The sequence below is a fragment of the Actinopolymorpha singaporensis genome (assembly GCF_900104745.1).
Classification (GTDB): Bacteria; Actinomycetota; Actinomycetes; order Propionibacteriales; family Actinopolymorphaceae; genus Actinopolymorpha; species Actinopolymorpha singaporensis.
In genome coordinates, this window is the sequence record NZ_LT629732.1 from 2,853,795 (window position 1) to 2,879,669 (window position 25,875).

The following is a 25,875-nucleotide window of genomic DNA, read 5'->3' on the forward strand; positions in this document are numbered from 1 at the left end:
GCTACTTCGGGAACACGGTGCGAGCAAGACGTGCCGCGTTGGTCGCCGAACGTACAAGAGTGATCGCGGAACGCGTAGTACCCGTGACCATCTCGACCGGGACCGGCCGCGGGGTGCGAGGACGTGGCGACACTCGGATGCGGCCCGGTGGAAGAACCGCAGCCGCCAGGTGGTTGGCTCGATCAGTACGCCACCGACGTGGTGTTTCCCCGAGGGAAGGAGTTGCCGTGCCGAAGCCGCCCGTGCCCGCCGACGTCGAAGAGATCCTGAAGAGGCCCAACCCGGCCGTGATGGCCACGGTGCGCCCGGACGGTACGCCGGTGTCGGTGGCCACCTGGTACATCTGGGAAGACGGACGGGTCCTGCTCAACCTGGACGCGACCCGCAAGCGCCTCGAGCACCTGCGCGCCGACCCGCGGGTCTCGCTGACCGTCCTGGACGGCGACTCGTGGTACCGCCACGTGAGCCTGCAGGGCACGGTGACGCTGGAGCCGGACCCGGAGCTGGCCGTCATCGACCGGCTGTCCAGGCACTACACGGGCAACCAGTATCCCAACCGCGACCACCCTCGCGTGACCGCCTTGATGGACGTCGAGCAGTACCACGTCTGGGGCTTCTGACCGGCATCGACAGCCCTGAACTCGATGCCCTGAAGAACAGAGCCCACACAGCAGAACGCCCGGCGGTCACCTGACCGCCGGGCGTTCTGCGTACGCCGGCCCGGGTAACCGGACTCAGCGCAGTGACAGCGACGTCAGTGCGGTGTCGATCTCGGCCATCTGCTCCGCGGACAGCGGACCGTGGCGGAGCGCACCGGCGTTGTCCTGCGCCTGGGCCACCGTGCGGATACCGGGGATCGGGACGAACGCCTCGCTGCGAGCGAGCAGCCAGCCGAGGGCGCCCTGGGCGAGCGTACGGCCGCCGGAGGTGAGCACGTCGCGGATGTGCTCCAGCGCGTCCAGCGTGCGCCCCTCCTTGCCGGCGAAGTCGAACCGCCGGCGTACGTCGTCGTCGGCGAACTTCGTGTCCCGGTTGAACTTCCCGGTCAGCGCGCCCATCGCCAGCGGCCCGCGGTTGATGCCGGCGAGGTTCTCAGACTCGATCAGCTTCACCATCTCGGGGTTGTCGTCGATGACGTTCGCGTGCAGCTGGATCGCGGCGCAGTGCTCGCTGCGGGCGAACACCGCCGCCCGCCGCGGGTCGTCGGTGCTCCACCCGAACGACCGGATCTTGCCGAGCTGGACCAGCTCCTCCAGTGTGGCCACGACGTCCTCGGCCTGCTCGGGGTCGTAGTCACCGATGTGGAACTGGTAGAGGTCGATCACGTCGGTGTCCAGGCGGGCAAGGCTCTCGTCGCACTGCGCGCGGATCGAGGCGGGGGAGGCGTCCCGGCCGACGGCCTGCTGAGCCCCCTCGTCGATCAGGTTGCCGAACTTCGTGGCGATCACCACGCGGTCCCGCTTGCCGGCCAGCGCCCGGGCGAGGACGCGTTCGCTGTGGCCCGCGCCATAGACGTTCGCGGTGTCGAAGAACGTGATCCCGGCGTCCAGGGCGGCCTCGATCGCCGCCACCGACTCGTTGTCGTCGACCTTCCCCCAGCCGATCGGGTTGCCGTCGCGGAACGCCGGCCCGCCGATCGCCCAGCAGCCGAAGCCGATCGGGCTCACGGAGATGCCGGAGCGTCCGAGGGTACGTGTGGGGATCGTCATGTCGTCTCCATCGGTGCGGTGGTGGTTCGGTGGTGCTTCGGTGGCGCTTCGTGGTACGTCGCCTGCCTACCAGGTCCTTACCAGAACCGGCGCCGGCTCGAACCCGTGACGGCGTCCGTTCCCGGCCGCGGTGCGCCCTCACTGCGCTGACCGGCACCGGCCCGCTGTCCTCATCCGGCCGGACAGTCCGGCGCCCAGGGCTCGCGCCAGTTGGTCGGTCCGGCGCTAGCCTCGCCTACGCCCGGGGGTGGGAATCCGGAGTCCGACGTACCTCGACCAACCCGAGGAGTCGCAGTGGAACCACGACAGGCGCGCGGTGAGCACCAGGACGGTCACCACAACCAGCACCAGAACCAGCGCCGGAACGAGCGCCCGCGCGAGCAGGAGCGCGGCGAGCAGGCCGACGGGGCCGTCAGCCGCCAGCAGTGGACCTGGTCGGTCCTGGCCGGGATGGCGTCCTATCTCGACGCAGGCTCGATCGTTGCCCTCGGCGCCGGGCTCGCGTTGTTCCAGAGTTACCTGCACCTGAGCAGCGGTGCGGTGGGAGCGCTGGCCGCGATCGGTCCGAACGCCATCGGCTGCGCGATCGGCGCCTTCATCGGCGGACGGCTCGGTGACAAGCTCGGCCGCAAACGCATCTACAAGTACGACCTGCTGGTGTACGCCCTCGGCATCCTGTGCATCGCGCTGGCGTTCAACGCACCGATGTTGTTCGTCGGGACCCTGGTGGTCGGCATCGCTGTCGGCGCCGACGTGCCGACCTCGCTCGCCCTGGTGGCGGAGTTCTCCCCGGCGAAGGCCCGCGGGAAGCTGCTCGGCTTCACCCAGGTCGCCTGGGGCGCCGGGCCGCTGATCGTGCTGATCCTCGCTTACCTGCTCGCGCCGCTGGACCTGCTGGGCATCCGGATCGTCTTCCTGCACCTGTTCGTCGTCGCGCTGGTCACCTGGGCGCTGCGCCGGCGGCTCACCGAGTCGCCGCGCTGGCAGTCGGCCTCCGACGGCGGTAAGCAGGTGCCGCCACACCACCGGGTGCGGGCGCTGTTCGGCGGTGCCAACCTGCGGGCGCTGGTGTGGACCGCGACGATCTACGTGTTCTGGAACATCGCCGCCGGCACCGGCGGGATCTTCACTCCGTACATCATCAAGACGTTGCACGCGGGCAGCCAGGCGGCCAGCGTCGCGTTGTCAGCCGTGGGTTTCGCCATCGGGATGATCGCCACGCCGTTGCTGTTCATGAAGTACGCCGACCACTCCCACCGGGTGCGGCGCATCATGTGGGGTGCCGGCGGTGTCATGCAGGTGGTGGCGTACGGCGCATACCTGGTGTTCCCGTTCACCGTGCCGGTGATCATCCTCAACATCGTGCTCTTCGCCGTGGGCGGTGCGTTGGCCGGCGAGGCGTTCTACAAGGTGTTCAGCCAGGAGCTGTTCCCGACCATGTTGCGGGGTACGGCGCAGGGCATCACGTTCGGTGTCGCGCGTACCTGTCTGGGCGTGTGGAGCCTGTTCGTCCCCACGCTCGCGACCGCGGGGATCCGGCCGGTCGCGGCGTTGCTGTCGCTGTTCTTGTTGGTCAGCGCAGTCGTGGGGTACTTCTTCATGCCCAACACGTCCGGTAAGTCGCTGGAGCAGATCGAGTCCGAACGCTCGACCGCGCCGGGCTAGCGGCTGCTCGACCTCTCCGGCTTCGCGTCAAGGCGCGATTGCGCAAGGGCTGCGGTTTTTTACAATCGCCGCGCCGGGCCGGCGGGCGATGATGGAGCCATGACCTACCAGAACCTGTTGCCCAGACTGATCGTTTCCGACGCGAACGCGGCCATCGACTTCTACCGCAAGGCGTTCGGCGCAGAGGAGGTCGCTCGGTTCGCCGACGACGACGGGAAGATCGTGCACGCCGAACTCCGGTTCGGGTCGGTGGCGATCACCCTGAAGGACGAGGATCCCGGCTCTCCCGACATGGGGCCGGCCGGGCTGGAAGGCTCGCCGGTGATCCTCACGCTGTATGTCTCCGACGCCGACACGGCGTCGGCACAACTGGAGGGTGCCGGCGCCACTGTGGTCTTCCCGGTCGGCGACTCGCCCTACGGACGGATGGGCCGCCTGCGGGATCCATTCGGCCACGTGTGGATGCTCCACCAGGACCCACCCGACTTCGCCGGCTGAGAGGGCCCGGGCCCGCTGAACGGTTAGCGGATCGGCCCTCCGGTCCCGCTCACACCCGCGGCGGGCCCGCCAGGATCGCGTCCTCGATCCTGGCGGGGTCGCCGGGCGCCAGCCAGCGTCCCCACCAGGTGGCGCCGGCGTCGGCGAGCGCGGCGATCCCGTCCGGATCGTCGATGCCGCTGACCTTCACGTCGAAGTCTTCGCAGTGCCCGCGTTCGCGGGCGACGAACGCCAGGAGGTCCCGGACGTCGGCGGGAGTGATCGGGCCTTCGCTCGCCTGCGGCGGCCCCTTGTAGGCGCAACACCCGTCCCAGCGGGCGATCCGCCGGCGAACGCCCGGCGCCAGCAGGTCGCCACCGATCCACACCGGGATGCGCGGCCGCTGGACCGGCCTGGCGGCGTAGCGCAGCCCGTCGACGCGGTAGTGCGCTCCCTCGTGGCGAACGGCCCGGCCGGTCCACAACCCCGTGATGATCGCCAGCCCCTCGTCGACCCGCTCGGCTCGCTCGCGCGGGTGCACCGGCTCGCCGACAGCACCGAAGCCGGGTTCGTTCCCGTCGCCGCTGCCGACTCCGAGGATCAGCCGGCCACCGGACAACACGTCCACCGACACCGCCTCACTCGCGAGCTTCCACGGACGGCGACGGGGGAGTGGGGTGACGGTCGTGCCGAGCCGGATCCGGGTCGTGGCCACCGCCATCGCGGCCAGGCAGATCCACGGATCGTAGGTCGGCACGTCCGTTCGCCCCTGGTATACGAGGTAGTCCTCGAGGAAGAACCCGTCCCAGCCTGATCGCTCGGCCTGCGCCGCCAGCCGGGCGAGTCCGGCCGGGTCGAGTCCGGGCCCGGCAGCTCCGGTCGTCACCGAGAATCGCATGCGCGGAAGATAGCGGCCACCATCGACACCGACATCGGCAGCCAGTCCTGCTCGGCCACCTGTTGCCGCCGCCGGTCCAGCTACGGCCAGCACCCTGGACAGGGTGAGAGCAGCCAACGAACAGTGGCACCGTGACAGCTGACCGCATCGTCGACGTCCGTACGTCGTTCGTCCGCGCCGAGAAGTCCGAGTCCGCTCGCCACGACGGTGGTGACCGGGAGCCGGTCCGGCGAGATCACTGGCTGGGCGGCAAGGTCGCCAACCCGATGACGAAGTACGCGGAGTTCCGCGACAACCGCGACGCGGGCATCGGCGCCGCCGACGGTGGCACGGTCGTGGTGGAGGTGGAGTCGGAGTCCGGGGCGGTCGGTGTCTCCACGACGGCGGGGCTGGCGACGGCCGCGGTCATCCAGCAGCATCTCGCCCGGCTGGTCGTCGGCGAACGTGCGAGCGCCCACTCGCGTACCTGGGACCGGATGTTCTCCAGCACCCTGCGCTACGGCCGCAAGGGCCTTGTGCTGCACGCGATCTCGGCCGTCGACCTGGCCATCTGGGACCTGCACGGCAAGGTCGTAGGCGAACCCGTGCACGCATTGCTGGGCGGCCGGATCCGGGGCGCCGTCCAGGTCTACGCGACCGGCCCGCGGCCGGAAACCGCCGCCCGGTTGGGGTTCGCGGGTGCCAAGCTGCCGCTGGTGTGGGGCCCGTCGGAGGGTGAGGCGGGGTTCCGGAACAACGTCGCGCTGGCCCGCGAGGCCCGCGACGCGGTGCCCGCCGACTTCCCGTTGATGTACGACTGCTGGATGGCGCTGGACGTCGACTACGCCGTCCGCCTCGCGCACGCCGTCGAACCGCTGGGCTTCACCTGGATCGAGGAGCCGCTGCCACCCGACGACTACGCGGGCCTGCGCCGGATCCGGGACAGGATGCCGCCGACGATGACGTTGAACACCGGCGAGCACGAGTACACCGCGAACGGGTTCCGGCTGCTCTGCGAGGCAGGGGTGGACGTCATCCAGCCCGACCTCGGCTGGTGCGGCGGGATGACGGAGGTGCTGCGGATCGCCGCGGTCGCCCGCGTGTACGGCGTACGGGTGATCCCGCACACGTGCGGCATGCCCAACTACCACTTCGTGGTGACCCAGCCCGGCGGCGACCTGGCGGAGTTCCCGGTGTTGTCCGCCGACGGTGAGCACCTGGCGCCCCAGCACGCCCCGCTGCTGCTCGGTGAGGACGTTCCTGACAAGGGCTGGTTGACAGTGGGCGAGAAACCCGGCTTCGGGCTGGCGCTCAACCCCGACGTCGAGCTCGTGCCGGCCGTACCCGAGCTGCCGGGATTGGCGCGATGACGAAGCCGCGCGTGGGTGTGGTGGGCACGGGCTGGTGGGCCAGCACGGCACACCTTCCCGCACTGGCCGCCCACCAGGGATCGCAGCTGACCGCGATCTGCGAGCCGAAACCCGAACGGGCACGGGAGGTCGCCGCGCGGTTCGGCGTACGCCATGTCTTCGTCGACCTCGCCGACCTGCTCGCCGCGGATGTCGTCGACGGCCTGGTGATCGCCACCCCGCACACCACCCACCACGCCCTCGCACGCGCCGCGCTGGAGGCAGGCGTACACGTGCTGGTGGAGAAGCCGCTCACCACCAGCGCGGCCGAGGCGTTCGAGCTCGTCGACCTCGCGGAGTCCCGCGGACTGCAGCTGACCGTCGGCTACACCTACCACCACACCCCGGCCGCCGCGTTCGTGCGCGACGCGGTGCGCGAGGAGATCGGCGAGCTCGTCTGTGTCGCCGCCCAGTTCAACTCCGCCACTCAGTCGCTGTTCGGAGGCGGCGAGGACCCCGCTGACGCGGACGTGCCGCACCCGACGACGTACGCCGACCCGGCCAGTTCCGGCGGCGGACAGGGCCACACCCAGGTGACGCACCTGATGGGTGCGGTGATCTGGGCGACCGGCCGGGAGGTCGAGGAGGTGTTCTGCTACCAGGACGACCGCGGGCTGCCCGTCGACCTGGTGGACGTGATGGCGTTCCGGTTCGCCGGCGGCGGCCTCGGCACCGTCACCTCGACGGGGACCGCCGTGGACGGCCAGCCGCCCCGGCACCGCATCCACTACGACGGCACCCGGGGCACGGCGTTCCACGATCTCGCGACCGGGGCGGCCACTCTGGTGCGCGCCGGCGGGCAACGGGTCGAGTGCCCGGCGCCCAGCGAGGGCCCGGCGTACCCGACAGGCGCGCCGGCTCGCGCGTTCGCCGAGCTGCTCGCCGGCCGTGGCGCCAACCGTGCGCCCGGTGACCTCGCGGCCGCCACCGTGGCGTTCCTGGATGCGGCGTACCGTTCGGCGGCGACAGGGCGGGCCGAACGCGTGCCACGCCGAGGTGAGGCCTGCAGGTCTCTCGCGCAGCGCACCGACCGTTGACCGCGCCGTTCACGGCTGCCGGCCTGGCCGGCGCACCCGAGTCCGGGCCGGCGAGGCGCTGCCCGGCGACGGACCTGCCCACCACGTCTGGCGGACCGAGACGTAGGTGAACGCAGGGCCTGATGCTGACTGATGCTGTGCCGAACGGCTGAGGTGGCGGACGTTCACGGGCACTGGGTTCTGCCCTTCGGCCGATCCGGGCACCTGCGCGTGCGGCCACGATCGACCGTATGAGTCCTTTTGCAGAGCAAGTGACGGTTGACGCTCGGCCGTCGCTGTGGGCGCGGTGGCCCGCGTGGGCGGGATGGGCCGCGGCCGGATGGTCGCTGGCGTACGGCTTGCTGGGAGTGTTCTGGGCGCTCGGCGGCGCGGGCTTTCCGTTCGGGGCCGACCCGTACAGCGTGGGCGTCTCGCCGTTGGAGAACGCCAGTGCCGGAAGCCTGGCACCGGTGATCGCCGTCGTCTGCCTGTCCGGTGTGGTCGTCGCCGCGGCGATGGCCCGGACCTGGCCGCGCGGCAGGGCGGGTATCCCGTCGGTCTGGTTCGGCTGGGCGATGGCCGTGCCTCTCGCCGTCGGTGTACCGGACGTGCGCCCGTTGATGGGGGTGGCGAGGTTGCCCCTGCTCGCCGTGGGCGCGCCGTTCGGCTGGCCCAAGGGCGTCAGCGTGTTCGGGCCGGGCATGTTCACCTGGCCGGTGCTGAACCAGCTGCTGCTGATGCTCGGTGGTCTTTGCTGGGCGGCCGCCACGCTCGCGTACCAGCGCCGTCGGCGACACAACTGCGCACACTGCGGCCGTGGCCGGGGCGCGGCCTTCTGGACGACGCCGGCCGCCGCGGCCCGCTGGGGGCGCTGGGCCGTGGGTGCCGCGGTCATCATGCCGCTCTTCTACGCGGTGATCCGATGGTCGTGGTTCCTCGGCATCCCCTTCGGTGTGACAGCGGAGTTCCTGCGGGTGGAGGCCGAGGACACTCCGGACATCTGGCTGGCCGGGGCCATGGAGGGCACGCTGGCGTTCGGTGGAGCGGTGCTCACCCTCGGGCTGGTGCAGCGGTGGGGCGAGGTGTATCCCCGTTGGATTCCGTCCCTGCGGGGCAGGCCCGTCCGCCCGCGCACCGCCGTCATCCCCGCGGCCGTCGTCACCTTGCTGATCACCACCGCGGGACTGGGCAATCTGCGGGCGCTGACCGGCGGGGTGTACCCGGCCGACGTGGGGGAGAACTGGGGGACGATCGCACCCGGGTTGTTGTGGCCGCTGTGGGCGGTCGGTCTGGGCGCCGCCACGCTCGCCTACCACCTGCGCCGGCGAGGCCGCTGCCGATCCTGCGCCGCATGACAGTGCCGTACGGACAGGGCTGGGCGGCGCGCTGGTATGCCAGGCAGGCGGCCGCCGGACGGGCTTCGCGTTACTCCTGTTACGTCGACATCACCACCCCTGCTCGGGTGGACGAATGCGGAGTCCACCTGGTCGACCTGGACCTCGACGTCGTACGTACGTGGGACGGCGACGTGGAGGTCCTCGACGAGGAGGAGTTCGAGGAGCATCGCTTCGCGCTCGGCTACCCCGAGGCCATCGCCAAGGCGGCCTTGCGTTCGGCCAGGAACGTGCGGGAGGCAATGACGGCCGCGACGTGTCCCTTCGACGGGGAGGTCGCCGGCAGGAGAGTTTCGTCATTCACCGCGTACGAAGAAATCCGGCTGGGACACTCGGACGCACCTCTGTCATAACGACCTTGTTGAGGTTGAGATGCCCGGAATGCGGTCGGTCTCCCGGCGGGTGTGGGCGACGTCAATCGCGGCTTGCCTTCCCACGGTGATGGTCGGCGCGGCGGCGATCGCCACGCCGGCCGCGACACCCACACCGGCACTCACACCCGCCAGGGTGGCTGCGCCCAGCGACTTCAACGGCGATGGTTCCGTCGACCTCGCACTCGGCTCGCAGGCGACCGTCGCCGGGTTCCCGTTCGCGGGCATGGTTCCCACCGTCTACGGCACCGGCACCACCCTCAACCCGGCCAAGCGGCAGCGCATCGACGAGTCGCTGCCCTGGGTGCCGGGGACCCCGCAGCAGGACGAGGGTTTCGGATCCACACTCGCCTCGGCCGACTTCAACGCCGACGGTTTCGCCGACCTGGCGGTGTGTGCGCCCACCGAGACCGAGAACGGATTTGGGGGAGTCGGGGCCCTCTACATCCTGTTCGGCACCTCCAAGGGATTGACCCGCGCCTCCCGCGTGGTCTCCAACTGCGACGAGGTGGCGGCCGGAAGGTTCAACGGGGACGGCCTCCCCGACCTCGCGATTCTCGGCGACCAGCCCAAGGTGATGTACGGAAGTGCGACGCTGAGCAATCCCGGTGGCATCGTGCTGAAGAACTTCGGGGCCACCGGCGGAGCCCTGTTCGGGCGCGCCGCGCTCGCGTCCGGTGATCTCAACCACGACGGTTTCTCCGACGTCGTCTACACCGTCTCCCGTACGCGTGGGGTGGTCCTGCAGGTCTACTTCGGCGGCGCCGGCGGCCTCGGCAGCTCGCCGTCGCAGCTGATCGCCACGTCGCTGTCCACCGCTGCCTCTATCGGCGACATCAACGGCGACGGCTTCGGTGATCTGGCGGTGGGCAGCCCCACCGAACCGGTCGGCGGGCATATTCTCGCCGGGCAGGTACGCGTCTGGTACGGCAGCGCGTCCGGGCTCAACCTGACCCGCGGTGTCACGGTGATCAACCAGGACTCACCCGGGGTCCCGGGCGGCCCGGAAGCGGGCGACTACTTCGGCTACAGCGTCGCCCTCGGCGACGCCACCGGCGACCGCCGGGCCGACCTCGCCATCGGGGTGCCGTTCGAGGACATCGGCACGGTCGTCGACGCCGGGTACGCGACCGTGATCCTCGGTGCCGCCGGCGGCCTGAACCTCACCACGGCCAAGCCGTACCAGCAGGGCACCGGGGGCGTGCCGGGCACGGTGCGGGCCGGTAACGAGTTCGGGTGGGCCATGGTTTTCCGGGACTTCAACCGGGACAACCGCGCGGACCTCGTCGTAACGGCCGTGGGTACGAACGCCAACCAGGGCCTTGCCATGGTGCTGACGGGAACGACGACCGGTGTGGTCGGCCCCGGTGTGTTCCCGGTGCTGACGCCGCAGACGCTGGCTTTCCCGGCGCCGGCCCGGGCGTTCTTCGGCGTCTCGCTCTCCAGGTAGTGGAGCTCAGCCGGAGGGATGTGTGCGAAACCTCCTCCGGCGTCACCCGGCGGGCTCGAGGTGACCGACGCAGGTCTGCGGCTGGCCCGACGACCGCGAGCCGTCCGGGCACACCACGTCCGACCACACAGTGCCGGAGAGGTCGGCGTCCTCCAACCGGGCGCCGGTGAGGTCGGAGTCGACCATCCGGGCGCCGGACAGGTCCGCCTCGCGCAGGTCTGCACCCGTCGCATCCGCCCGGGTGAGCGTCACCTGACTCAGGTCCGCGGCGTTCAGCCGCGCCCGGATCAGTCCCACCGCGGACAGGTAGGCGCCGTGCAGGCCGGCCCGGCGCAGGTCCGCGCCGCCCAGGTCGACGCCCCGCAGCGTCGCGGTCTCGAGGACCGCGTCGGTGAGGTCGGCGCCGGAGAGGTCGACGTGGCTGAGCCTCGCCGCGGCCAGGCTCGCCCGGTGCAGGTTTGCCCGGCGCAGGGTGGCCCGGCTCACGTGCTGGCCGTCGAGGGTGGTCCCTTCGAGATTCGCGCAGCGCATCGTCCGGCGGGTGAGCGAGGAGCCGGACAGCGTTCTGTCGGACAGATCGGGGCCCGCCTGAGCCCGGGGACAGTTGCGCCCGTGGCTGCCGGACGCGCAGGCCGCGAGGCCCGCGGTCAGGGCGGCGAGAACGACCAAGGCGGCCACCGCGCGCCTTCCCCCGTACCGCACCTGACCAGTATCGACGCCACGCCCGGACCCGTCACAGCCTCGCCACGAAACCGTCCACCGTCGCCACCACCTCGCGAAGGATGTCGGCCGAATTGACCGGATCGGCCTTGGTTTCCAGACCGTGGTCGGCACCGGGGATCTCCAGCACCTGCGCCTTCGTGGAGCGGGCGAGGTCGCCGTTCCAGGTCGGGTCGCCGGTGCCGCCGACCAGCAGGGTCGGCGCCGTGGTCGCGGTCAGGGCTCCGGTCACGTGCCGCTCCCCGCACAAAGGGGTCAGCCAGATCGCCGGGAGGTTCCGTTCGACCGCGACCGGAGCGGCGAACGTACCGAGCGACTTGCCCACCAGCAGCAGGCGTTCGGCCTTCTCCTGGTCCAGCGCCGCGACCGCCTGGTCGCACACCCAGCCGGACGCCGCCGCGCGGTCGGACAGTGCGCGGGGCTCCCACCACACCTCCTGCACCGTCCACCCCCGGGCGAGCAGCACCGCGCGGGCGAAGTGCAGCAGCGGGCGGGCCGGCGTGTAGTACGCGCCGGGCAGAACGATCGCGACCCGGGCGGGGTCGGCCTCGAACCGGTTCTGATCAGCCATGCCCCATTGTCGCCATCGGCGGTGCGGGTGTGCTCGCCCTCGCACTGGAGAGCGTGGCGTATCCGAGTCCGGCCACTTGGCGGCGATGATCTTGTGGGCACACGCGGACCGCGCCTAGGTTCGCCGGGACTGTCCGAGTCCTGCACACAGGAGGCACTCGTGTCCGAAACACCGTCCCGGTCCTCGCACCTGCTGCCGCGGGTGCTGGCAGCGGCCGGCACGCTCGCGCTCGGGTTCGGTGTCCTGACCGGCACCGCGGCGGCGGCACCGCAGCCGGTCCGCGGCACACCCGCGCACCCGGCGGCGGTGGCGGCCAAGCCCGCCACAGCAGCGAAACCTGCCGAGCCCGCCACCGCGACCCTCGCCGCCCCGGTCTGCGGGACGCTGTGCGACGGTGCTCCGGTGAGCGACGCGCGCGAAGACCGGTTGGCCGACGGAGCGACCATCTACGGACGCTCGATCGAGCTGCACATGTCCGACCTGGACGCGATGGGCTGGGCGAGCATCAACAACGGCGACCCCACCGACGAGGTGTGGCTGGACCGGTCCTACGACGGCGGAAAGACGGTCGCCGACACCAAGCTCGGCGGCGCGACCATCCCCGCGGGCAAGCGCGGCACCACCACCGCGATGTTCAACGTGAACGACCCGGCCAACCAGCGCACCGGCGTACTCCGCGCCTGCGGCAAGGCCGGCAACCGCGACGACGTGCGGTGCACCGCCTGGACCGGCGTGGAACGCCCGAACCTCGAAGGGACACCCACCAAGCGTGCGGTGCAGGCACTGGTCAAGCTGTACAACCGGGACACCGGGCTGTGGAAGACCACCGGCTGGTGGAACTCCGCGAACGCGCTGACCGCCGTCCTCGACTACCAGCTGGCCACCGGCGACCGGTCCTACGACTGGATCATCGCCAACACCTACGACAAGAACCTGCACGCCCAGGGCGGCAACTTCACCAACGACTACGTCGACGACACCGGCTGGTGGGCACTTGCCTGGATCAGGGCGTACGACCTGACCGGACAGGAGCGCTACCTGCAGACGGCGAAGTACGACGTCGACTACATGTGGAGCACCCGCGACGACGTCTGCGGCGGCGGCGTGGTGTGGAACGTCAACCAGCGTTACAAGAACGCCGTCACCAACGAACTGTTCATCAAGGCCGCGGCGAGTCTGCACAACCGCATCCCCGGGGACAGCGAGTACCTCGACCGGGCGCTGAACATCTGGCAGTGGTTCCGGGCCAGCGGGATGATCAACGCGGACAACCTGATCAACGACGGCCTGAACGGTACGACCTGCCAGAACAACGGCCAGACGACCTGGACCTACAACCAGGGCATCGTCCTCGGGGCGCTGACCGAGCTGGCCGCGGCGACGAAGGACAACTCCTACCTCACCCAGGCGCGTGAGCTGGCCGACGCCTCGACCGGCAGCGAGTACCTCAACCCGAACGGCGTGCTGACCGAGCCGTGCGAGCCGAACGGTTGCGGCGCGGACGGGCCGACGTTCAAGGGCGTCTACGTCCGCAACCTCGGCGAGCTGAACGCGGTGCTGCGCGAGCGGCCGTACCAGCGTTACCTGCAACGGCAGGCGACCGTGTCGTACCTGCGTGACCGGAACCGCTTCGACCAGTACGGCGTGCACTGGGCCGGGCCGATCGAGGCGATCAGCGCGGCCACCCAGCAGAGCGCGACGGAGGCGCAGATCGCGCCGCTGTGGGGCCGCGGTCCCAGCCGGGGCTGACGCGGGATCCAGTCGGTCTGCCAGGCCCTCAGCGCCTCAGCCCCTCAGTCGTCGAGGGCCTGGTAGACCGAGGTCCAGAAGTCGAGGTAGATCTCCGACAGTTGCGGGAAGCCCGACCGCTGGGTCATCAGGATCGCGGTGAGGTCCTCGCGCGGGTCGGAGTACCACGACGTGCCGAGGCCGCCGTCCCAGCCGAACTGCCCGGGCACGGCCGACGGTGAGTCGCGGCGGGTCACCACGGCCAGACCGAGTCCCCAGCTCCTGCTGTCGAAGTAGCCCGGGAAGAAGCCCGACTCCTCCTTCACCCGCGGCGTGAGGTGGTCGGTGACCATCGCCTGGACAGTGGTGCGGGACAGGATCCGCTCGTCGCCGTACCGCCCGCCGGCCAGCATCATCTGGCCGAACGCCGCGAAGTCGTCGACGGTGGAGACGAGCCCGCCGCTGCCGGACTGGAACGCCGGCGGGCTCGACCACTGGCCACCGACGGCCGGGTCGTACACCCGCAGCGCGCCGGTCTGCGGATCGGGTTCGTAACTGGTGGCGAACCGGTCCAGCTTGACCGCGGGAACGCTGAAGGCGGTGTCCTTCATGCCGAGGGGCTCGAAGATCCGGCGGCGGCAGAACGTCTCCAGCGACTGACCGGAGGCGCGCTCGATCAGCACGCCGAGGATGTCCGAACCCGTGTTGTACATCCACCGCTCGCCGGGCTGGTGCATCAGCGGCAGGGTGCCGAACCGGCGGATCCACTCGTTCGGCCCGGGCAGCTCGGCCGGCCGCGGAGGTCCGTCACCGATGCCCGCCTCGGCGATCGCGTCCTGGATCGGGAAGGTGCCCGGTGGTGCGAAGAACACCCCGAATCCGAGCTGGAAGGTGAGCAGGTCGCGCACGCTGATCGGCCGGTTGGCCGGCACCGTGTCGGTGACCGACCCGTCCAGCCGCCTCATCACCTGGCGGTCGGCGAGCTCGGGCAGCAACGGGTCGACCGGGTCGTCAAGACGGAGTTGGCACTCCTCGACCAGGATCATCGCCGCCACCGCGGTCACCGGCTTGGTCATGGAGGAGATCCGGAAGATCGTGTCCCGCGCCATCGGGGTGCGGCCGTCCACCTCGGTGAGCCCGATCGCGTCGACGTGGGTCTCGCCGCGCCTGCTGACCAACGTCACCACACCGGGTGCGGCGCCGCGCGCGACGTGGCCGGCCATCGTCTCGTGCATCCGGGCCAGACGCGCCTTGGACAGGTTTCCCGTACTCATGTGCGGCCTCCTCGTGCCATCTGCCGGACCATTGTGGTGCGTACGGCACCGATGTGGCTACCGAGGCGCACCACTCCCTCACCGTGCGGCCGACCCGCTGAACGGCCGGATCCTGCCAGCTCGTCCGGCCGGCCAGGTGCGTGGCCACTGTGATGTGACATGGTACTGCGGTGGCTGATCTTGGACCGCCCGCCGACGTGGTGATCGTCGGTGCCGGCGTGGTGGGCGCTGCCTGTGCCTACTACGCCGCACGGGCGGGACTGTACGTCGCGGTGGTCGAGGCCGGCACGATCGCGGGCGGCACCACCGGGTCGGGGGAGGGCAACCTGCTGGTCTCGGACAAGGAGCCCGGCCCCGAACTCGACCTCGCGCTCGCGTCGTTGCGGTTGTGGGCCGAGCTGGCCGAGGACATCGAGGCCGACGTCGAGTACGAACCCAAGGGTGGGGTCGTCGTGGCCGAGACGCCGGACGGCCTTGCGGCGTTGACGAAACTGGCCGACTCGCAACGGTCGTACGGCGTCCTCGCCGAGCCGGCGGACGGCGCGGACCTGGCCGAGTTGGAGCCGCATCTCGCACCCGGCCTCGCCGGTGGCGTGCACTACCCGCAGGACGCCCAGGTGCAGCCGATGCTGGCGGCGGCGTGGCTGCTGCGCCGGGCACGCGAAGAAGGCGCACAGGTGCACACCGGGGTACGGGTCGTCGGCATCGACCGGGGTGCGGGCGGCCGGGTGATCGGGGTCACCACCTCGGCCGGACGACTGGCCGCCGACGCCGTCGTCAACGCGGCCGGCACGTGGAGCGGCGAGGTGGCCGCCCTCGCCGGTGTCGCGTTGCCGATCCAGCCCCGCCGGGGCTTCATCCTGGTCACCGAGCCGTTGCCGCCGCTGGTTCGCCACAAGGTCTACGACGCCGACTACGTGGCCAACGTCGCCAGCAGTTCGGCCGGTCTGGAGACGTCCACAGTCGTCGAGGGAACGCGCGGCGGCACCATCCTGATCGGAGCCAGCCGCGAGCGCGTCGGGTTCGACCGCACCCTGTCCGTACCGGTGCTGGCCCGGCTCGCCGCCCAGGCGGTGCGGCTTTTCCCTTTCCTGGAGAGGGTTTCCGCCATCCGGGCGTACCGCGGGTTCCGGCCCTACCTGCCCGACCACCTGCCGGTCATCGGCCCGGATCCGCGGGTGGAGGGCCTGTTCCACGCCTGCGGGCACGAGGGCGCGGGCGTGGGCCTGGCGCCGGTCACCGGGTCGCTGGTCGCGGCGGCGCTCACCGGGACCGAACCCGCGGTGGACCTCCGGGCTTTCCGCGCGGACAGGTTCGACGACGACTCGCCGCCGCGCGGCTCACTCTCGTACGAAGAACAGCAGGGGCGGTAGGCCCATGACCAGAGAAGCCGGTACGCCGGGTGCGCCGGTACCCGACGGGCTCTCCGAGCACCTCGTCGTGGACGGGCAGCCGGTGGCGTTCGCTCCCGGGCAGACCATCGCCGCTGCGCTGCTCGCGGCCGACCGGACGTCGTGGCGCACGACCCGCGCAGGCCGCTCGCGCGGGATCTTCTGCGGCATCGGGGTGTGCTTCGACTGCCTGGTCACCTCGAACGGCCGCCGGGTGCGCGCCTGCCTGGAACCCGCCCGCGCCGGGGACGTGGTGACCACCGGGCCGGTGAGCCCCGACGTCGCCGGGGTGTGGCAGGAGACCCCGCACAGGGCCGGGCGCAGGGCCCCGCGCCGGGCCTGGCTCGCAGCGAGCGGCCCACCCGGGCCGGCACGGCTCACGAGGTGCGACGCCGTGGTGGTCGGCGCGGGACCGGCCGGCCTCACCGCCGCGAACGCGATGGCCGAGCACGGGCTGTCTGTCGTCCTGATGGACGCCGGGGAGCGGCCCGGCGGGCAGTACTACCGCCATTCCGTCCGTGGCGGGTCGCCCGAGGCCGCGAGCCACCGCTTCCGTACGCTGCGGGCTGACCTGGACCGGCACGTGGTCGCCGGGCGAATCGACTACCGCCCCCGCCACCAGGTGTGGACGCTGGAACGAACGCCGGCACCGATTCCCGCGACTGCGGCGGTGCGGCCGGCCGACCCGACCTGGACGGTGCATGCACTGGCGGAGGGTCCCGAGCCCACCGCATGCCGGGTGGTCGCGCCCGCCGTGGTGGTGGCGACCGGCGCGTACGACCGCCAGCTTCCATTCCCTGGTTGGGATCTGCCCGGTGTCGTCGCGGCCGGCGGGGCCCAGGCACTGCTCAAGGGAAGCGGCGTCGCGCTCGGCGGGGTCGACGGCCGGGCGGTGGTCGCGGGCAGCGGTCCGTTCCTGTTGCCGGTGGCCACCGGGCTGGCGCGGGCCGGCGTACGAGTCGCCGGGGTGTACGAGGCGAGCCGGGCGCGCGACTACCTGCGTCATGCGCGGACCCTGGCGTGGCAGCCCGGCCGGTTCGCCGAGGCCGCAGGATATGCCCGCAAGCTTGCCTTGCACCGTGTGCCGTACCGCACCGGCCACGCCGTGGTCGCCGCACACGGGGACGAACGGCTCACCGGTGTCACGGTCGCCCGGCTGGACGCGCGGCGCCGCCCGGTCGCCGGCGGCGAACGCCACGTCGCCTGCGACACGCTCGCGGTCGGGTACGGCTTCACCCCGCAGCTCGACCTGCTGGTGGAGGCCGGCTGCGACGTGCGAGCGGACGCGGGCGGCACGCCGGCGGTGCTGGTGGACGACGACCAGCGAACGACGTGCGCGGGGCTGTACTCCGCCGGTGAGACGACCGGTGTCGGCGGCGCTTCCCTGGCACTGGTGGAGGGCGAACTCGCCGGGCTCACGGTGGTGGCTGCGGTCGGCCGGCCGGTCGAGGAGCCGCGCAAGGCCCGGTTGCGGCAGCGCAAGGACAGGTTGCGCGCCTTCGCCGACGTGCTCGACGCCGTACATCCGTTGCCTGCGGACTGGTTGCGCGACGTACCCGACGAGACGGTGCTGTGCCGGTGCGAGGAGGTGCCGGTCGGCGCGGTACGGGAGGCGGTCCGCGACCTCGGGTCCGGCGATCCACGCTCGGCGAAGCTGCTCACCCGAGCCGGGATGGGCTGGTGCCAGGGGCGCACCTGCGCGGCGGCCACCGCGGCATTGGTCGGCCGGCTGACCGGTTCGCCGCCGGACGTCACCGACGTGGCGGCGCTGGCCCGCCGCCCGGTCGCCCAGCCCGTGCCGCTCGGCGTACTCGCCTCCCTCCCCGACTCCGAGCCCACTGACGCCACGCCCGCCGACGAAACCTCGCGAGGAGAAGTCCGATGACGACGCAGATCCAGCCCAGCCCGCCGACCGAGCCCTGGCACGGGGTCCTGGTGGCGACCGCGCTGCCCTACCACGACGACCTGACCGTGGACCACGACCGGTACGCCGAGCACGTGCGCTGGCTGGTCGACAACGGCTGTGCCGGGGTGATCCCGAACGGCTCGCTGGGGGAGTACGCCTCGCTCACCGACGAGGAGCGGTCCGCGGTCCTGCGGACCGCGCTCAGGGCCGTGCCCGACGCGGCGGTCGTCCCCGGGGTGTCCGCCTACAGTGCACAGGCTGCCCGGCGCTGGACCGAGGACGCCGCGGAGGCCGGAGCGCCGGCCGTACTGTGCCTGCCACCGAACGCCTACCGCGCGGACGAGCGGATCGTGCTGGCGCACTTCGCCGAGGTGGCCAAGGTGGGCCTGCCGGTCGTGGCGTACAACAACCCCTACGACACCAGGGTCGACCTCACCCCGGAACTCCTTGCCCGCTTGCACGGTGAGGGCCACATCGTCGCGGTGAAGGAGTTCAGCGGCGACGTGCGGCGGGCCTACCAGATCGCCGAGCTCGCGCCCGACCTGGACCTGATCATCGGCGCCGACGACGTGGCGCTCGAACTCGCGGTAGCCGGCGCGGTCGGCTGGATCGCGGGCTTCCCGAACGCCTTCCCCCGCGAGTGTGTACGGATGTACGACGCCGCACGAGCCGGTGACCTGGGCACCGCTCTGCCGCTCTACCGAACGCTGCATCCCTTGCTGCGCTGGGATTCGAAGACGGAGTTCGTGCAGGCGATCAAGCTGTCCATGGACATCGCCGGCCGTTACGGCGGCCCGTGCCGGCACCCGCGACTGGCGCTGACCTCCGAGCACGAGGCGGTCGTAGGGGCGGCGACCGAGCGGGTGCTCGCCGACTTCGAGGTGGCGTCCGGGCGGGCCGGCCGATGAGGACCCGGCACGTCTTCCACGCCGTCGACTCCCACACCGAGGGGATGCCGACGCGGGTGATCACCGGCGGTGTGGGGGTGATCCCCGGGACGACGATGTTCGAACGCCGGCAGCACTTCGTGGAGCACCTCGACCACCTGCGCACGTTGCTGATGTACGAGCCGCGCGGGCACAGTGCGATGAGCGGGGCGATCCTGCAGCCGTCCACGCGCCCGGACGCCGACTTCGGCGTGCTCTTCATCGAGGTGTCGGGCTGCCTGCCGATGTGCGGGCACGGAAGCATCGGGGTGGCCACCGTCCTGGTGGAGACCGGCATGGTCGCGGTGGTGGAGCCGGTGACGCAGGTTCGGCTTGACACCCCGGCCGGCCTGGTGGTGGCCGAGGTAGCGGTGGCCGACGGGGTGGCCCGCGGCGTGACGTTGCGCAACGTGCCCGCCTTCTCGGCGGGACTGGACCTGTCGGTCAAGGTGCCCGGGCTGGGGGAGGTGTCCTACGACCTGGCGTACGGCGGCAACTTCTACGCCATCGTGGAGACCGAACGCATCGGGCTCACCTTCGACCGCTCGAACAAGCAAGCACTGCTTGACGCCGGGCTCGCGATCATGGCGGCCATCAACGAGGCGGCGCCGCCCCGCCACCCGGAGAACCCCGACATCGCCGGATGCCACCACGTCTACCTCGCCGCGCCCGGCTCGAACGCCAACCGCTCCCGGCACGCGATGGCGATCCACCCGGGCTGGTTCGACCGTTCGCCCTGCGGCACCGGGACGTGTGCCCGGATGGCGCAACTGCACGCCCGCGGGCTGCTCGGGCTGGACCGCGACTTCGTCAACGAGTCCTTCATCGGTACGACGTTCACCGGCCGGCTGCTGGCCGAGACGAGCGTCGGTGGCCTTCTCGCCGTGGTCCCGACGGTGACCGGGCGGGCCTGGCTCACCGGCACCGCGCAGTACTTCCTCGATCCGGAGGATCCGTTCCCGCACGGGTTCTCGTTGTGAACGCGGGGAACGCCGCGAACACCGGAAACGGTGGGAACGCGAACCAGGAGGGCGCCCCGGATCTGCCGTCCCTGCGTGGGTTTCGCAGCCTGCGGGACGAGGTGTCCGCTGCGCTGCGGGCTGCCCTGGTGTCCGGTCAGATGCGCCCGGGCGTGGTGTACTCCGCGCCCGCACTGGCCGCGCGGTTCGGGGTGTCCGCGACGCCGGTACGGGAGGCGATGCTCGACCTGGCCCGGACCGGCCTGGTGGAAGTCGTACGAAACAAGGGGTTTCGGGTCACCGAGGTATCCGAGGCCGAGCTGGACGACATCACCGAACTCCGTCGGCTGATCGAGGTGCCGACCATGAGCGGGCTCGCGGGCGAGGTCCCGCCCGGGGCGTACGCCGAGCTCCGGCCGCTCGCCCGGGCGATCGTGGACGCCGCGCGGGCCGGTGATCTGATCGGCTACGTCGAGGCGGACCGGCGGTTCCACCTCGACCTGTTGCGGCTGGCCGGGAACGCCACCCTGGTGGACACAGTGGCCGACCTACGGGAACGCACCCGACTCTTCGGTCTGGAAAACCTGGCCGAACGCGGTGTGCTGGAGGCCTCGGCCCGCGAACACCTCGCCCTGCTGGATCTACTGGAAGCCGGAGACGGCGAGGCCGTGCGGGTATTGATGCACCGGCACCTCGGCCATGTCCGCGGCACCTGGGCCGGCCGCGCCGAGTAGCGTCGCCACGAAGGTGGGGCGGTCGCCGCGAGACTCGTCGCAACGGCTACTTGCGCGGCGTGGTGGCAGTGCCGTTAACCGCTCGCGCGCGGGCGTCGGCCGCTGTCATCATCGGGGGATGACAGCCGCGCAGGACCAGCCGCACGTCGACACGTTGCACGTCGACACCTTGCACGGGCGAGGCGGCAACCGCCTGGTGTGGGCGGACCTTCCGGACGCGCTTCGCGCCGAGATCGAAAGCCGGCTCGGGAGTTCGGTGGTCGCCGCGGCCAGCAAGGCGGGCGGATTCTCGCCGGGGCTGGCCTCGGTGCTCCGGCTCGCCGACGGGTCGCAGGTCTTCGTCAAGGCGGTCAGTTCCGCACAGAACCCGGTGTCGCCGGGCATGTACCGGCGCGAGGCCGCGATCGCGGCACAGCTGCCCGCGTCCGCCCCCGTCCCGAAGCTGCTGTGGTCACACGACCACGGCGACTGGGCGGTACTGGTGTTCGAGGCGCTGACCGGCGATCCGCCCGTGCTGCCGTGGATCCCGGCCGAGCGCGACCGCGTACTCGCGGCTCTCACCGATCTCGGTTCCGCGATGACCCCGGCGCCGCCCGGGTTGGACGTACCCGCGATCGACCTCCTGGACGAGGAGTTCTCCGGCTGGCGCGGCCTGGCCGAGCGGCCCGATCCGCGGCTGGCCGACGTCGACTCGTGGGCCGCGGAGCGCCTCACCGACCTGGCGGCCTTGGAGACGCACTGGCTGACCGCCGCCCGAGGGGAGACCCTCCTGCACGGAGACATTCGCGCGGACAACGTTCTCCTCACCGACGACCGGGTGTACTTCGTCGACTGGCCGGCCGCGACGGTGGGCGCCGCCTGGGTCGACCTGGTGCTGATGCTGCCGAGCATGGCCATGCAGGGCGCGGGCGAACCCGAGGAGTTGCTGGCTACTCATCCGCTGGCCCGAGCCGCGGACAAGGATGCGGTCACCGCCGTGATCGTGGCGTTGGCGGGCTACTTCGTGTCGAAGTCCCTGCAGCCACCCCCGCCGGGCATCCCGACGGTGCGGGCGTTCCAGCGCGCTCAGGGCATCGCATGTCTGCGCTGGCTGCGTCAGCGCGGGCTGTGATCCTGCGCGCCCAGGAGGCGGACCAGGCTGACCCGCAGCGCGGCGGTGGCGGCCCGCGCTGACATGCGCCCGCTCCGCACCTCCTCCCCGGCCGCGTGGCCCAGCGCGATCACCGCCGTGACCAGCCAGGCCGGGCGCAGACCGCGATCGATCTCACCGGCCCGTTGTCCACGGCGGATCAGGCGCAGCAGTCGGTCGGCGACCGGCTCGTGCCGTTCGTGGTCGGCGCTCGGGTCGAGTTCACCGGGTGCGATCCGCAGGAGCAGGGGATACCGCTCGAAGGTCTGCCAGCTTGCCTCCACCAGGCGCAGCAACGCGTCGACGGCCGGCCCCTCGTCCAGCCCCACCGCGTCGATGGCGGCCAATGCCTCGGCGCTGATCCGGTCGACGACGGCTGCCAGCAGCACTTCCCGCGACGGGTAGTGCGCGTAGACCGTCTGACGCGTCACGCCGGCCGCCGCGGCGATCGCGTCCATGCTGGCGTCCGGTCGCTCGCCGAGAAGCTTCGTGGCGGCGTCCAGGACGGCGGTGCGGCTGCGTTCGGCGTCGGCCCGGCGGCGTCGCCCGGCCGACGCCGGCTCCCCCGGCGAGGATCTGATCTCGGACATCCTTGTCAAGACTAGTGCCTCCGCATATCTTTGACGTCACTGTAAGAGTTGTTCTTGGGTCCGAGAGCAGGCGCAGACCTGGGGATCGTGGAACTCCGACCAGAGAAGGCGGAACGAAGATGACCGTACGTACGAACCGTGGCGAACGCCGGCCGTCGGGACCGCCCGGGCCGCCCGATCCGGCCGTCGGCACCCCCGAGCAGTTCGTCGCCGACTTCTTCGCCTCGTTCACCCGTGACGTCCTCGGCGAGGAGGATGTCGAGACGGTGCACGATCGCTACCACACCGAGGACGTTGTCGAGGTCGTGGACGGAAACCGGCTGGATCGGGACAGACTGGTCGCCCACCTGCGACCGGTGCGCCGCAATCTCGGAGACTTCTCCTTCGACGTGCACGAGGCGGTGCGGTCGGGCAACCGGGTCGCGGCGAGGTTCACGGTCCATGGTGTGGTGCGCGGAAACCCGATCGACACCGAGATCGCCATGTTCGGTGAGTTCACCGAGGACGGCCGGCTACGCCGCTCCCACCAGTTCACGCGGACGCTGACGGCCGCTCAGGACTGACGGCCGAGGAAGGGATCTGTCGTGTACGAGTCGACGTTCACCGTGAGCGGCATGGTGTGCCGCAACTGCGAGGTCATGGTCAGCTCGGCGATCGAGCGGATCGAGGGCGTCACCGGCGTAACCGCGTCGCCGGGGTCCGGACTGGTCGTCGTGACCAGCGAGCGCCCCGTGGATCGTGCGCGCGTTCGCGCCGCGGTGGCCGACGCCGGCTACGAGGTCGCCACCGGTCCGGACTGACGACGACCAGGCGGGACGTTCTTGCCGCGTGCGGCGAGCGCCGTCAACCGTTCGTTGCGCAGTTTGTCGTGCCAGGTGTCGTCCAACGGTTCGAGGGAGTCCCGGCCGGTCGCCCACCGCAGCACCAGGTCGGCGAGCGCCGGGTTGCGGGAGAGCGCCGGTCCGTGGGCGTACGTCCCGATGAAGCCCTTCGTCCAGGCCCCTTCGGTCTGGCCGTCGTTGCCGACCCCGACCGAGACGGTGGCCAGCGGGCGCACGCCCGGCCCGAGGTGGGTGCGGCCGCCGTGGTTCTCGAAGCCGGTGAGGAGCGGCAGCGCCAGCTCTGGGTCGACCGGCCCGGCGAGTTCGCCGACGGCCCGGCTCGGCCCGCGGTCCGAGCTCAGGTCGTACAGATCCAGTCCGGCGTACTGCCGGCCGCGTGCCGCGAACGTCGAACCCACCAGCTGGTAGCCGGCGCACACCGCGAAGACGATCGCGCCGTGCTCGACCGCCCGCCGCAGCCCGCCGTCGGCGAGCATGCGTTCGGCGGCCAGCGTCTGCGGCGCGTCCTCCCCGCCCGCGAGCAGGTAGACGTCGGCGCCGGTCGGGATCGCCTGGTCGGTACGAACTTCCTCGGTCTGCACGGGAACTCCGCGCAGGCGGGCCCGCTGGGCGAGGATCAGCAGGTTGCCCCGGTCACCGTACGTCGACAGCAGATCGGGGTACACCCACACGATGCGCAGTGCACTCTCAGTCGACACGATTCAGCTCCGCTCTGATCTGCTGGAAGGCGGTGTAGTTGGCGATCACCTCCGCCCGCCCGTCCGGCATCGTCGCCAGTGCGTCGGTGAAGGAGCGGACGTGGACGAAGTCGATGTCGTTCACTGCCAGCCGGACGCCCAGGTCGTACGCGCGTTCGCCGCTGATCAGCACCCGGCAGCCGCGCAGGGGCGCGAAGTCCACGTCGAACAGCCAGGACGTGTCCAGGCCGTCGGGGTCGCGGGCGTTGATGCACAGCAGTGTCGGTGCCTGCTCGGCCATGTCGAATGCCTCCAGCCAGCCGGCCGGGTTCTTCGCCAGCAGCAGCCGGATGGCCTTGCCGTCGCGTTCCACCACGGCGTAACGCCCGGCGACCGAGGTGACCTCGGCCAGCCGCGGCAGTGCTTCGTTCGGGCGTACGCCGAACCGCGCCGCGACCGCCAGCGCCATCATCGCGTTGGCCCGGTTGACCCGGCCGGGCAAGCTCAGCTTGACATCGTGGCGGTTCCCGTCCGGATCGATCACGGCCTCGTCGTCAAGTGTCCATTGCGGGTTGGGCCGGGCCAGCGCACAGCCGGTGCACCGCCAGTGGATCGCCGTACCGTTCGCGTGAGGGACGCGTTCGATGGCGCTGCCGCACTCCGGGCAGACCTCGGAGTCGTCGTGCCAGCGTTGACCGGCAGCCACCCAGCTGACCTCCTCGGCCGCGTCCGCCGCCCACACCACCAGCGGGTCGTCGGCGTTGGCCACGACGTGCAGGTGGCGACCGCGCACCGTGTCCCGCCACAGCCTCGCGATCATCGCCACTTCCATGGCCCGGTCCAACTGGTCGCGAGTGAGGTTGAGCATCGCGATCACCCGTGGCCGGGCGGCGTCGCAGGCGTGCGGGAGGTAGTGCTCGTCCACTTCCAGGGCGGCGTACGAGGTGTGAGGGGCCAGCGCCAGCGCGGAGACGTGACCGTTCGGCAGGTTGGCGCCGAACGGATTGCTGGCCACCTGGCCGAGTACGCCGATCGCCGCCGCGGTGAGCCGGGTGGTGGTGGTCTTGCCGTTGGTGCCGGACACCAACGCGACCTGGCGGCCGGCCGCGAGCCGGCGAAGCAGGCGGGGATCGATGCCGAGTCCGACGCGGCCGCCGATCACCGATCCGTCACCGCGCCCGGTCGCCCGGGAGACGGCGGCCACGCCACGGGTGGCCGCGACCGCGAGCCTGGCTCGCACTGGCAACTGTGTGCTCACGACTGGTGACGCTAGTCGCACGCGGATGCACGGGAGGGCGGTTTTCCGTTGCACACAAAGCCCGAACCGCCCGCGAACACGTGTTAGGGATGACGAAACGTGAGCTGCCCGGATGCCTCCTTGTCCGGACTGGTCCGGTGGTGAATCCGGGGTGGAGACCGCGAACCGGACAAGGGGCAGGGCGAGGATTCTCGGCCTAGTCGAGGTCGTCGAACACGCTGGCCTGCCCACCGTCGTAGACGAGCAGGCCGTCGGAACGCACCCGCACGCCCGGGCCGAGCTGGTGCGCAGCAACCGAGCCGTCCGGGAACAGGTGCCGGACCTGCACTCCGCGCACCAGCTGGAGGAAGTCGGCGATCATCCGCCGGTGGCACCGCCACCACAGGCTCTCGCTGCACATGATCGCCGTCCCGCCGGAGCTGTCCTCGGCCACCTCGGCGAGCAGGTCGTCGATGCCGGCCAGGAACTCGGCTGTGCGCATGTGTCCGGCGTACCCCCGGAAGGCGTCGTTGCGCCAGGCCGAGTCCGGTGAGTCGGGTGCCACCTTGCGGAAGCCGCCGAGCCGGCGTTCCCATCGGTATCCGATCCCGTGTTCGGGCAGCCAGCGCTCGAGTTCGGCCCGGGAGAACTGCGGGTGGCGGCGGCTGCCAGGTGCGGTCCGGACGTCCACCACCGCGGTGATCCCGGCGCCCCGCAGCAGCTCGACGGTCGCGTCGGCGGTTGCGGTGCCGTGGCCGAAGGTCGTTGTCCGGGTGGTCGGTGTCATCGGGCTCACCGGGTTCGTGGGGTCGTCGGTGTCGTC

The 25,875-nt window shown here is 71.4% G+C and carries 26 protein-coding genes; 17 read left to right on the forward strand and 9 right to left on the reverse strand.

Annotation, left to right across the window (positions count from 1 at the left end; genetic code table 11):
* Positions 1 to 227: 227 nt before the first annotated feature.
* Positions 228 to 620, forward strand: coding sequence for a PPOX class F420-dependent oxidoreductase (locus BLU27_RS12970; RefSeq protein ID WP_092653627.1), 393 nt, complete (start codon positions 228 to 230; stop codon positions 618 to 620).
* A gap of 114 nt (positions 621 to 734) precedes the next feature.
* On the opposite strand, the gene BLU27_RS12975 is transcribed toward BLU27_RS12970, so the two are convergent.
* Complete coding sequence (locus BLU27_RS12975) at positions 735 to 1,709, reverse strand: aldo/keto reductase (protein ID WP_092653629.1); 975 nt, start codon at positions 1,707 to 1,709, stop codon at positions 735 to 737.
* Between the two features lie 294 nt (positions 1,710 to 2,003).
* On the opposite strand from BLU27_RS12975, the gene BLU27_RS12980 reads away from it, so the two are divergent.
* Both BLU27_RS12980 and BLU27_RS12985 read left to right on the forward strand, forming a co-directional pair.
* Positions 2,004 to 3,374 (forward strand): MFS transporter, encoded by a 1,371-nt coding sequence (locus BLU27_RS12980; RefSeq protein WP_197681826.1) that lies wholly within the window; start codon positions 2,004 to 2,006, stop codon positions 3,372 to 3,374.
* A 99-nt stretch (positions 3,375 to 3,473) separates the two neighbouring features.
* Positions 3,474 to 3,872, forward strand: coding sequence for a VOC family protein (locus BLU27_RS12985; protein ID WP_092653631.1), 399 nt, complete (start codon positions 3,474 to 3,476; stop codon positions 3,870 to 3,872).
* Between the two features lie 49 nt (positions 3,873 to 3,921).
* Here the strand turns inward: BLU27_RS12985 and BLU27_RS12990 are convergent, their stop codons facing one another.
* Complete coding sequence (locus BLU27_RS12990) at positions 3,922 to 4,749, reverse strand: LLM class flavin-dependent oxidoreductase (protein WP_092653633.1); 828 nt, start codon at positions 4,747 to 4,749, stop codon at positions 3,922 to 3,924.
* Between the two features lie 131 nt (positions 4,750 to 4,880).
* On the opposite strand from BLU27_RS12990, the gene rhmD reads away from it, so the two are divergent.
* The 5 genes from rhmD to BLU27_RS13015 all read left to right on the forward strand — a co-directional run bounded on the left by rhmD (position 4,881) and on the right by BLU27_RS13015 (position 10,368).
* Positions 4,881 to 6,098 carry an L-rhamnonate dehydratase gene (rhmD, locus tag BLU27_RS12995; protein ID WP_092653635.1) on the forward strand — a complete coding sequence of 406 codons (1,218 nt, stop codon included), beginning with the start codon at positions 4,881 to 4,883 and terminating at the stop codon, positions 6,096 to 6,098.
* Positions 6,095 to 7,174: a Gfo/Idh/MocA family protein gene (locus BLU27_RS13000; RefSeq protein WP_092653637.1), complete on the forward strand. Its 1,080-nt coding sequence runs from the start codon at positions 6,095 to 6,097 to the stop codon at positions 7,172 to 7,174. The genes rhmD and BLU27_RS13000 overlap by 4 nt, the downstream gene beginning before the upstream one ends.
* A 230-nt stretch (positions 7,175 to 7,404) precedes the next feature.
* Positions 7,405 to 8,508, forward strand: coding sequence for a hypothetical protein (locus tag BLU27_RS13005; RefSeq protein WP_157728510.1), 1,104 nt, complete (start codon positions 7,405 to 7,407; stop codon positions 8,506 to 8,508).
* On the forward strand, positions 8,505 to 8,900 hold the full coding sequence (locus BLU27_RS13010) for a DUF402 domain-containing protein (protein ID WP_092653641.1): 396 nt from the start codon (positions 8,505 to 8,507) through the stop codon (positions 8,898 to 8,900). Before BLU27_RS13005 ends, BLU27_RS13010 begins: the two co-directional genes overlap by 4 nt.
* Positions 8,901 to 8,919: 19 nt before the next feature.
* Positions 8,920 to 10,368 carry an FG-GAP-like repeat-containing protein gene (locus tag BLU27_RS13015; protein ID WP_092653643.1) on the forward strand — a complete coding sequence of 483 codons (1,449 nt, stop codon included), beginning with the start codon at positions 8,920 to 8,922 and terminating at the stop codon, positions 10,366 to 10,368.
* A 42-nt stretch (positions 10,369 to 10,410) separates the two neighbouring features.
* On the opposite strand, the gene BLU27_RS30385 is transcribed toward BLU27_RS13015, so the two are convergent.
* A complete protein-coding gene (locus BLU27_RS30385; RefSeq protein WP_092653645.1) occupies positions 10,411 to 11,046 on the reverse strand; it encodes a pentapeptide repeat-containing protein in 636 nt (211 codons plus the stop codon).
* Between the two features lie 55 nt (positions 11,047 to 11,101).
* Positions 11,102 to 11,659, reverse strand: a complete 558-nt coding sequence (locus tag BLU27_RS13025) for an alpha/beta fold hydrolase (protein ID WP_092653647.1) — start codon at positions 11,657 to 11,659, stop codon at positions 11,102 to 11,104.
* 159 nt (positions 11,660 to 11,818) lie between these two features.
* Between BLU27_RS13025 and BLU27_RS13030 the strand changes: the two genes are divergently transcribed.
* Positions 11,819 to 13,408, forward strand: coding sequence for a glycoside hydrolase family 76 protein (locus tag BLU27_RS13030; RefSeq protein ID WP_241827943.1), 1,590 nt, complete (start codon positions 11,819 to 11,821; stop codon positions 13,406 to 13,408).
* A 44-nt stretch (positions 13,409 to 13,452) separates the two neighbouring features.
* Here BLU27_RS13030 and BLU27_RS13035 read toward each other — a convergent pair whose 3' ends face one another.
* Positions 13,453 to 14,661 (reverse strand): serine hydrolase domain-containing protein, encoded by a 1,209-nt coding sequence (locus BLU27_RS13035; protein WP_092653649.1) that lies wholly within the window; start codon positions 14,659 to 14,661, stop codon positions 13,453 to 13,455.
* 170 nt (positions 14,662 to 14,831) lie between these two features.
* Between BLU27_RS13035 and BLU27_RS13040 the strand changes: the two genes are divergently transcribed.
* The 6 genes from BLU27_RS13040 (at position 14,832) to BLU27_RS13065 (ending at position 21,688) form a co-directional block, all read left to right on the forward strand.
* The gene (locus BLU27_RS13040; RefSeq protein WP_092653651.1) at positions 14,832 to 16,034 is read left to right on the forward strand and encodes an NAD(P)/FAD-dependent oxidoreductase; all 1,203 of its coding nucleotides are present in this window, start codon (positions 14,832 to 14,834) and stop codon (positions 16,032 to 16,034) included.
* 4 nt (positions 16,035 to 16,038) lie between these two features.
* Positions 16,039 to 17,937: an FAD-dependent oxidoreductase gene (locus tag BLU27_RS13045; RefSeq protein ID WP_092653654.1), complete on the forward strand. Its 1,899-nt coding sequence runs from the start codon at positions 16,039 to 16,041 to the stop codon at positions 17,935 to 17,937.
* Complete coding sequence (locus tag BLU27_RS13050) at positions 17,934 to 18,866, forward strand: dihydrodipicolinate synthase family protein (protein ID WP_092653656.1); 933 nt, start codon at positions 17,934 to 17,936, stop codon at positions 18,864 to 18,866. The genes BLU27_RS13045 and BLU27_RS13050 overlap by 4 nt, the downstream gene beginning before the upstream one ends.
* Positions 18,863 to 19,864 carry a proline racemase family protein gene (locus BLU27_RS13055; protein ID WP_092653658.1) on the forward strand — a complete coding sequence of 334 codons (1,002 nt, stop codon included), beginning with the start codon at positions 18,863 to 18,865 and terminating at the stop codon, positions 19,862 to 19,864. Before BLU27_RS13050 ends, BLU27_RS13055 begins: the two co-directional genes overlap by 4 nt.
* Complete coding sequence (locus BLU27_RS13060; protein WP_241827944.1) at positions 19,861 to 20,577, forward strand: GntR family transcriptional regulator; 717 nt, start codon at positions 19,861 to 19,863, stop codon at positions 20,575 to 20,577. The genes BLU27_RS13055 and BLU27_RS13060 overlap by 4 nt, the downstream gene beginning before the upstream one ends.
* A 118-nt stretch (positions 20,578 to 20,695) precedes the next feature.
* Positions 20,696 to 21,688: a phosphotransferase family protein gene (locus BLU27_RS13065; protein WP_092653660.1), complete on the forward strand. Its 993-nt coding sequence runs from the start codon at positions 20,696 to 20,698 to the stop codon at positions 21,686 to 21,688.
* Here BLU27_RS13065 and BLU27_RS13070 read toward each other — a convergent pair.
* Positions 21,673 to 22,296: a TetR/AcrR family transcriptional regulator gene (locus tag BLU27_RS13070; protein ID WP_092653662.1), complete on the reverse strand. Its 624-nt coding sequence runs from the start codon at positions 22,294 to 22,296 to the stop codon at positions 21,673 to 21,675. The genes BLU27_RS13065 and BLU27_RS13070 overlap by 16 nt on opposite strands.
* A 119-nt stretch (positions 22,297 to 22,415) precedes the next feature.
* On the opposite strand from BLU27_RS13070, the gene BLU27_RS13075 reads away from it, so the two are divergent.
* A complete protein-coding gene (locus BLU27_RS13075; RefSeq protein WP_092653664.1) occupies positions 22,416 to 22,859 on the forward strand; it encodes a nuclear transport factor 2 family protein in 444 nt (147 codons plus the stop codon).
* 21 nt (positions 22,860 to 22,880) lie between these two features.
* Entirely contained in the window at positions 22,881 to 23,096 is a 216-nt protein-coding gene (locus BLU27_RS13080) for a heavy-metal-associated domain-containing protein (protein WP_092653666.1), read from the forward strand.
* Here the strand turns inward: BLU27_RS13080 and BLU27_RS13085 are convergent.
* From BLU27_RS13085 to BLU27_RS13095, 3 genes are all read right to left on the reverse strand, one after another.
* Positions 23,069 to 23,836 (reverse strand): type 1 glutamine amidotransferase, encoded by a 768-nt coding sequence (locus tag BLU27_RS13085; protein ID WP_092653668.1) that lies wholly within the window; start codon positions 23,834 to 23,836, stop codon positions 23,069 to 23,071. The genes BLU27_RS13080 and BLU27_RS13085 overlap by 28 nt on opposite strands.
* Complete coding sequence (locus tag BLU27_RS13090) at positions 23,826 to 25,073, reverse strand: Mur ligase family protein (RefSeq protein WP_197681827.1); 1,248 nt, start codon at positions 25,071 to 25,073, stop codon at positions 23,826 to 23,828. The genes BLU27_RS13085 and BLU27_RS13090 overlap by 11 nt, the downstream gene beginning before the upstream one ends.
* Positions 25,074 to 25,269: 196 nt before the next feature.
* The gene (locus BLU27_RS13095) at positions 25,270 to 25,839 is read right to left on the reverse strand and encodes a DUF488 domain-containing protein (protein ID WP_092653670.1); all 570 of its coding nucleotides are present in this window, start codon (positions 25,837 to 25,839) and stop codon (positions 25,270 to 25,272) included.
* Positions 25,840 to 25,875 lie beyond the last annotated feature (36 nt).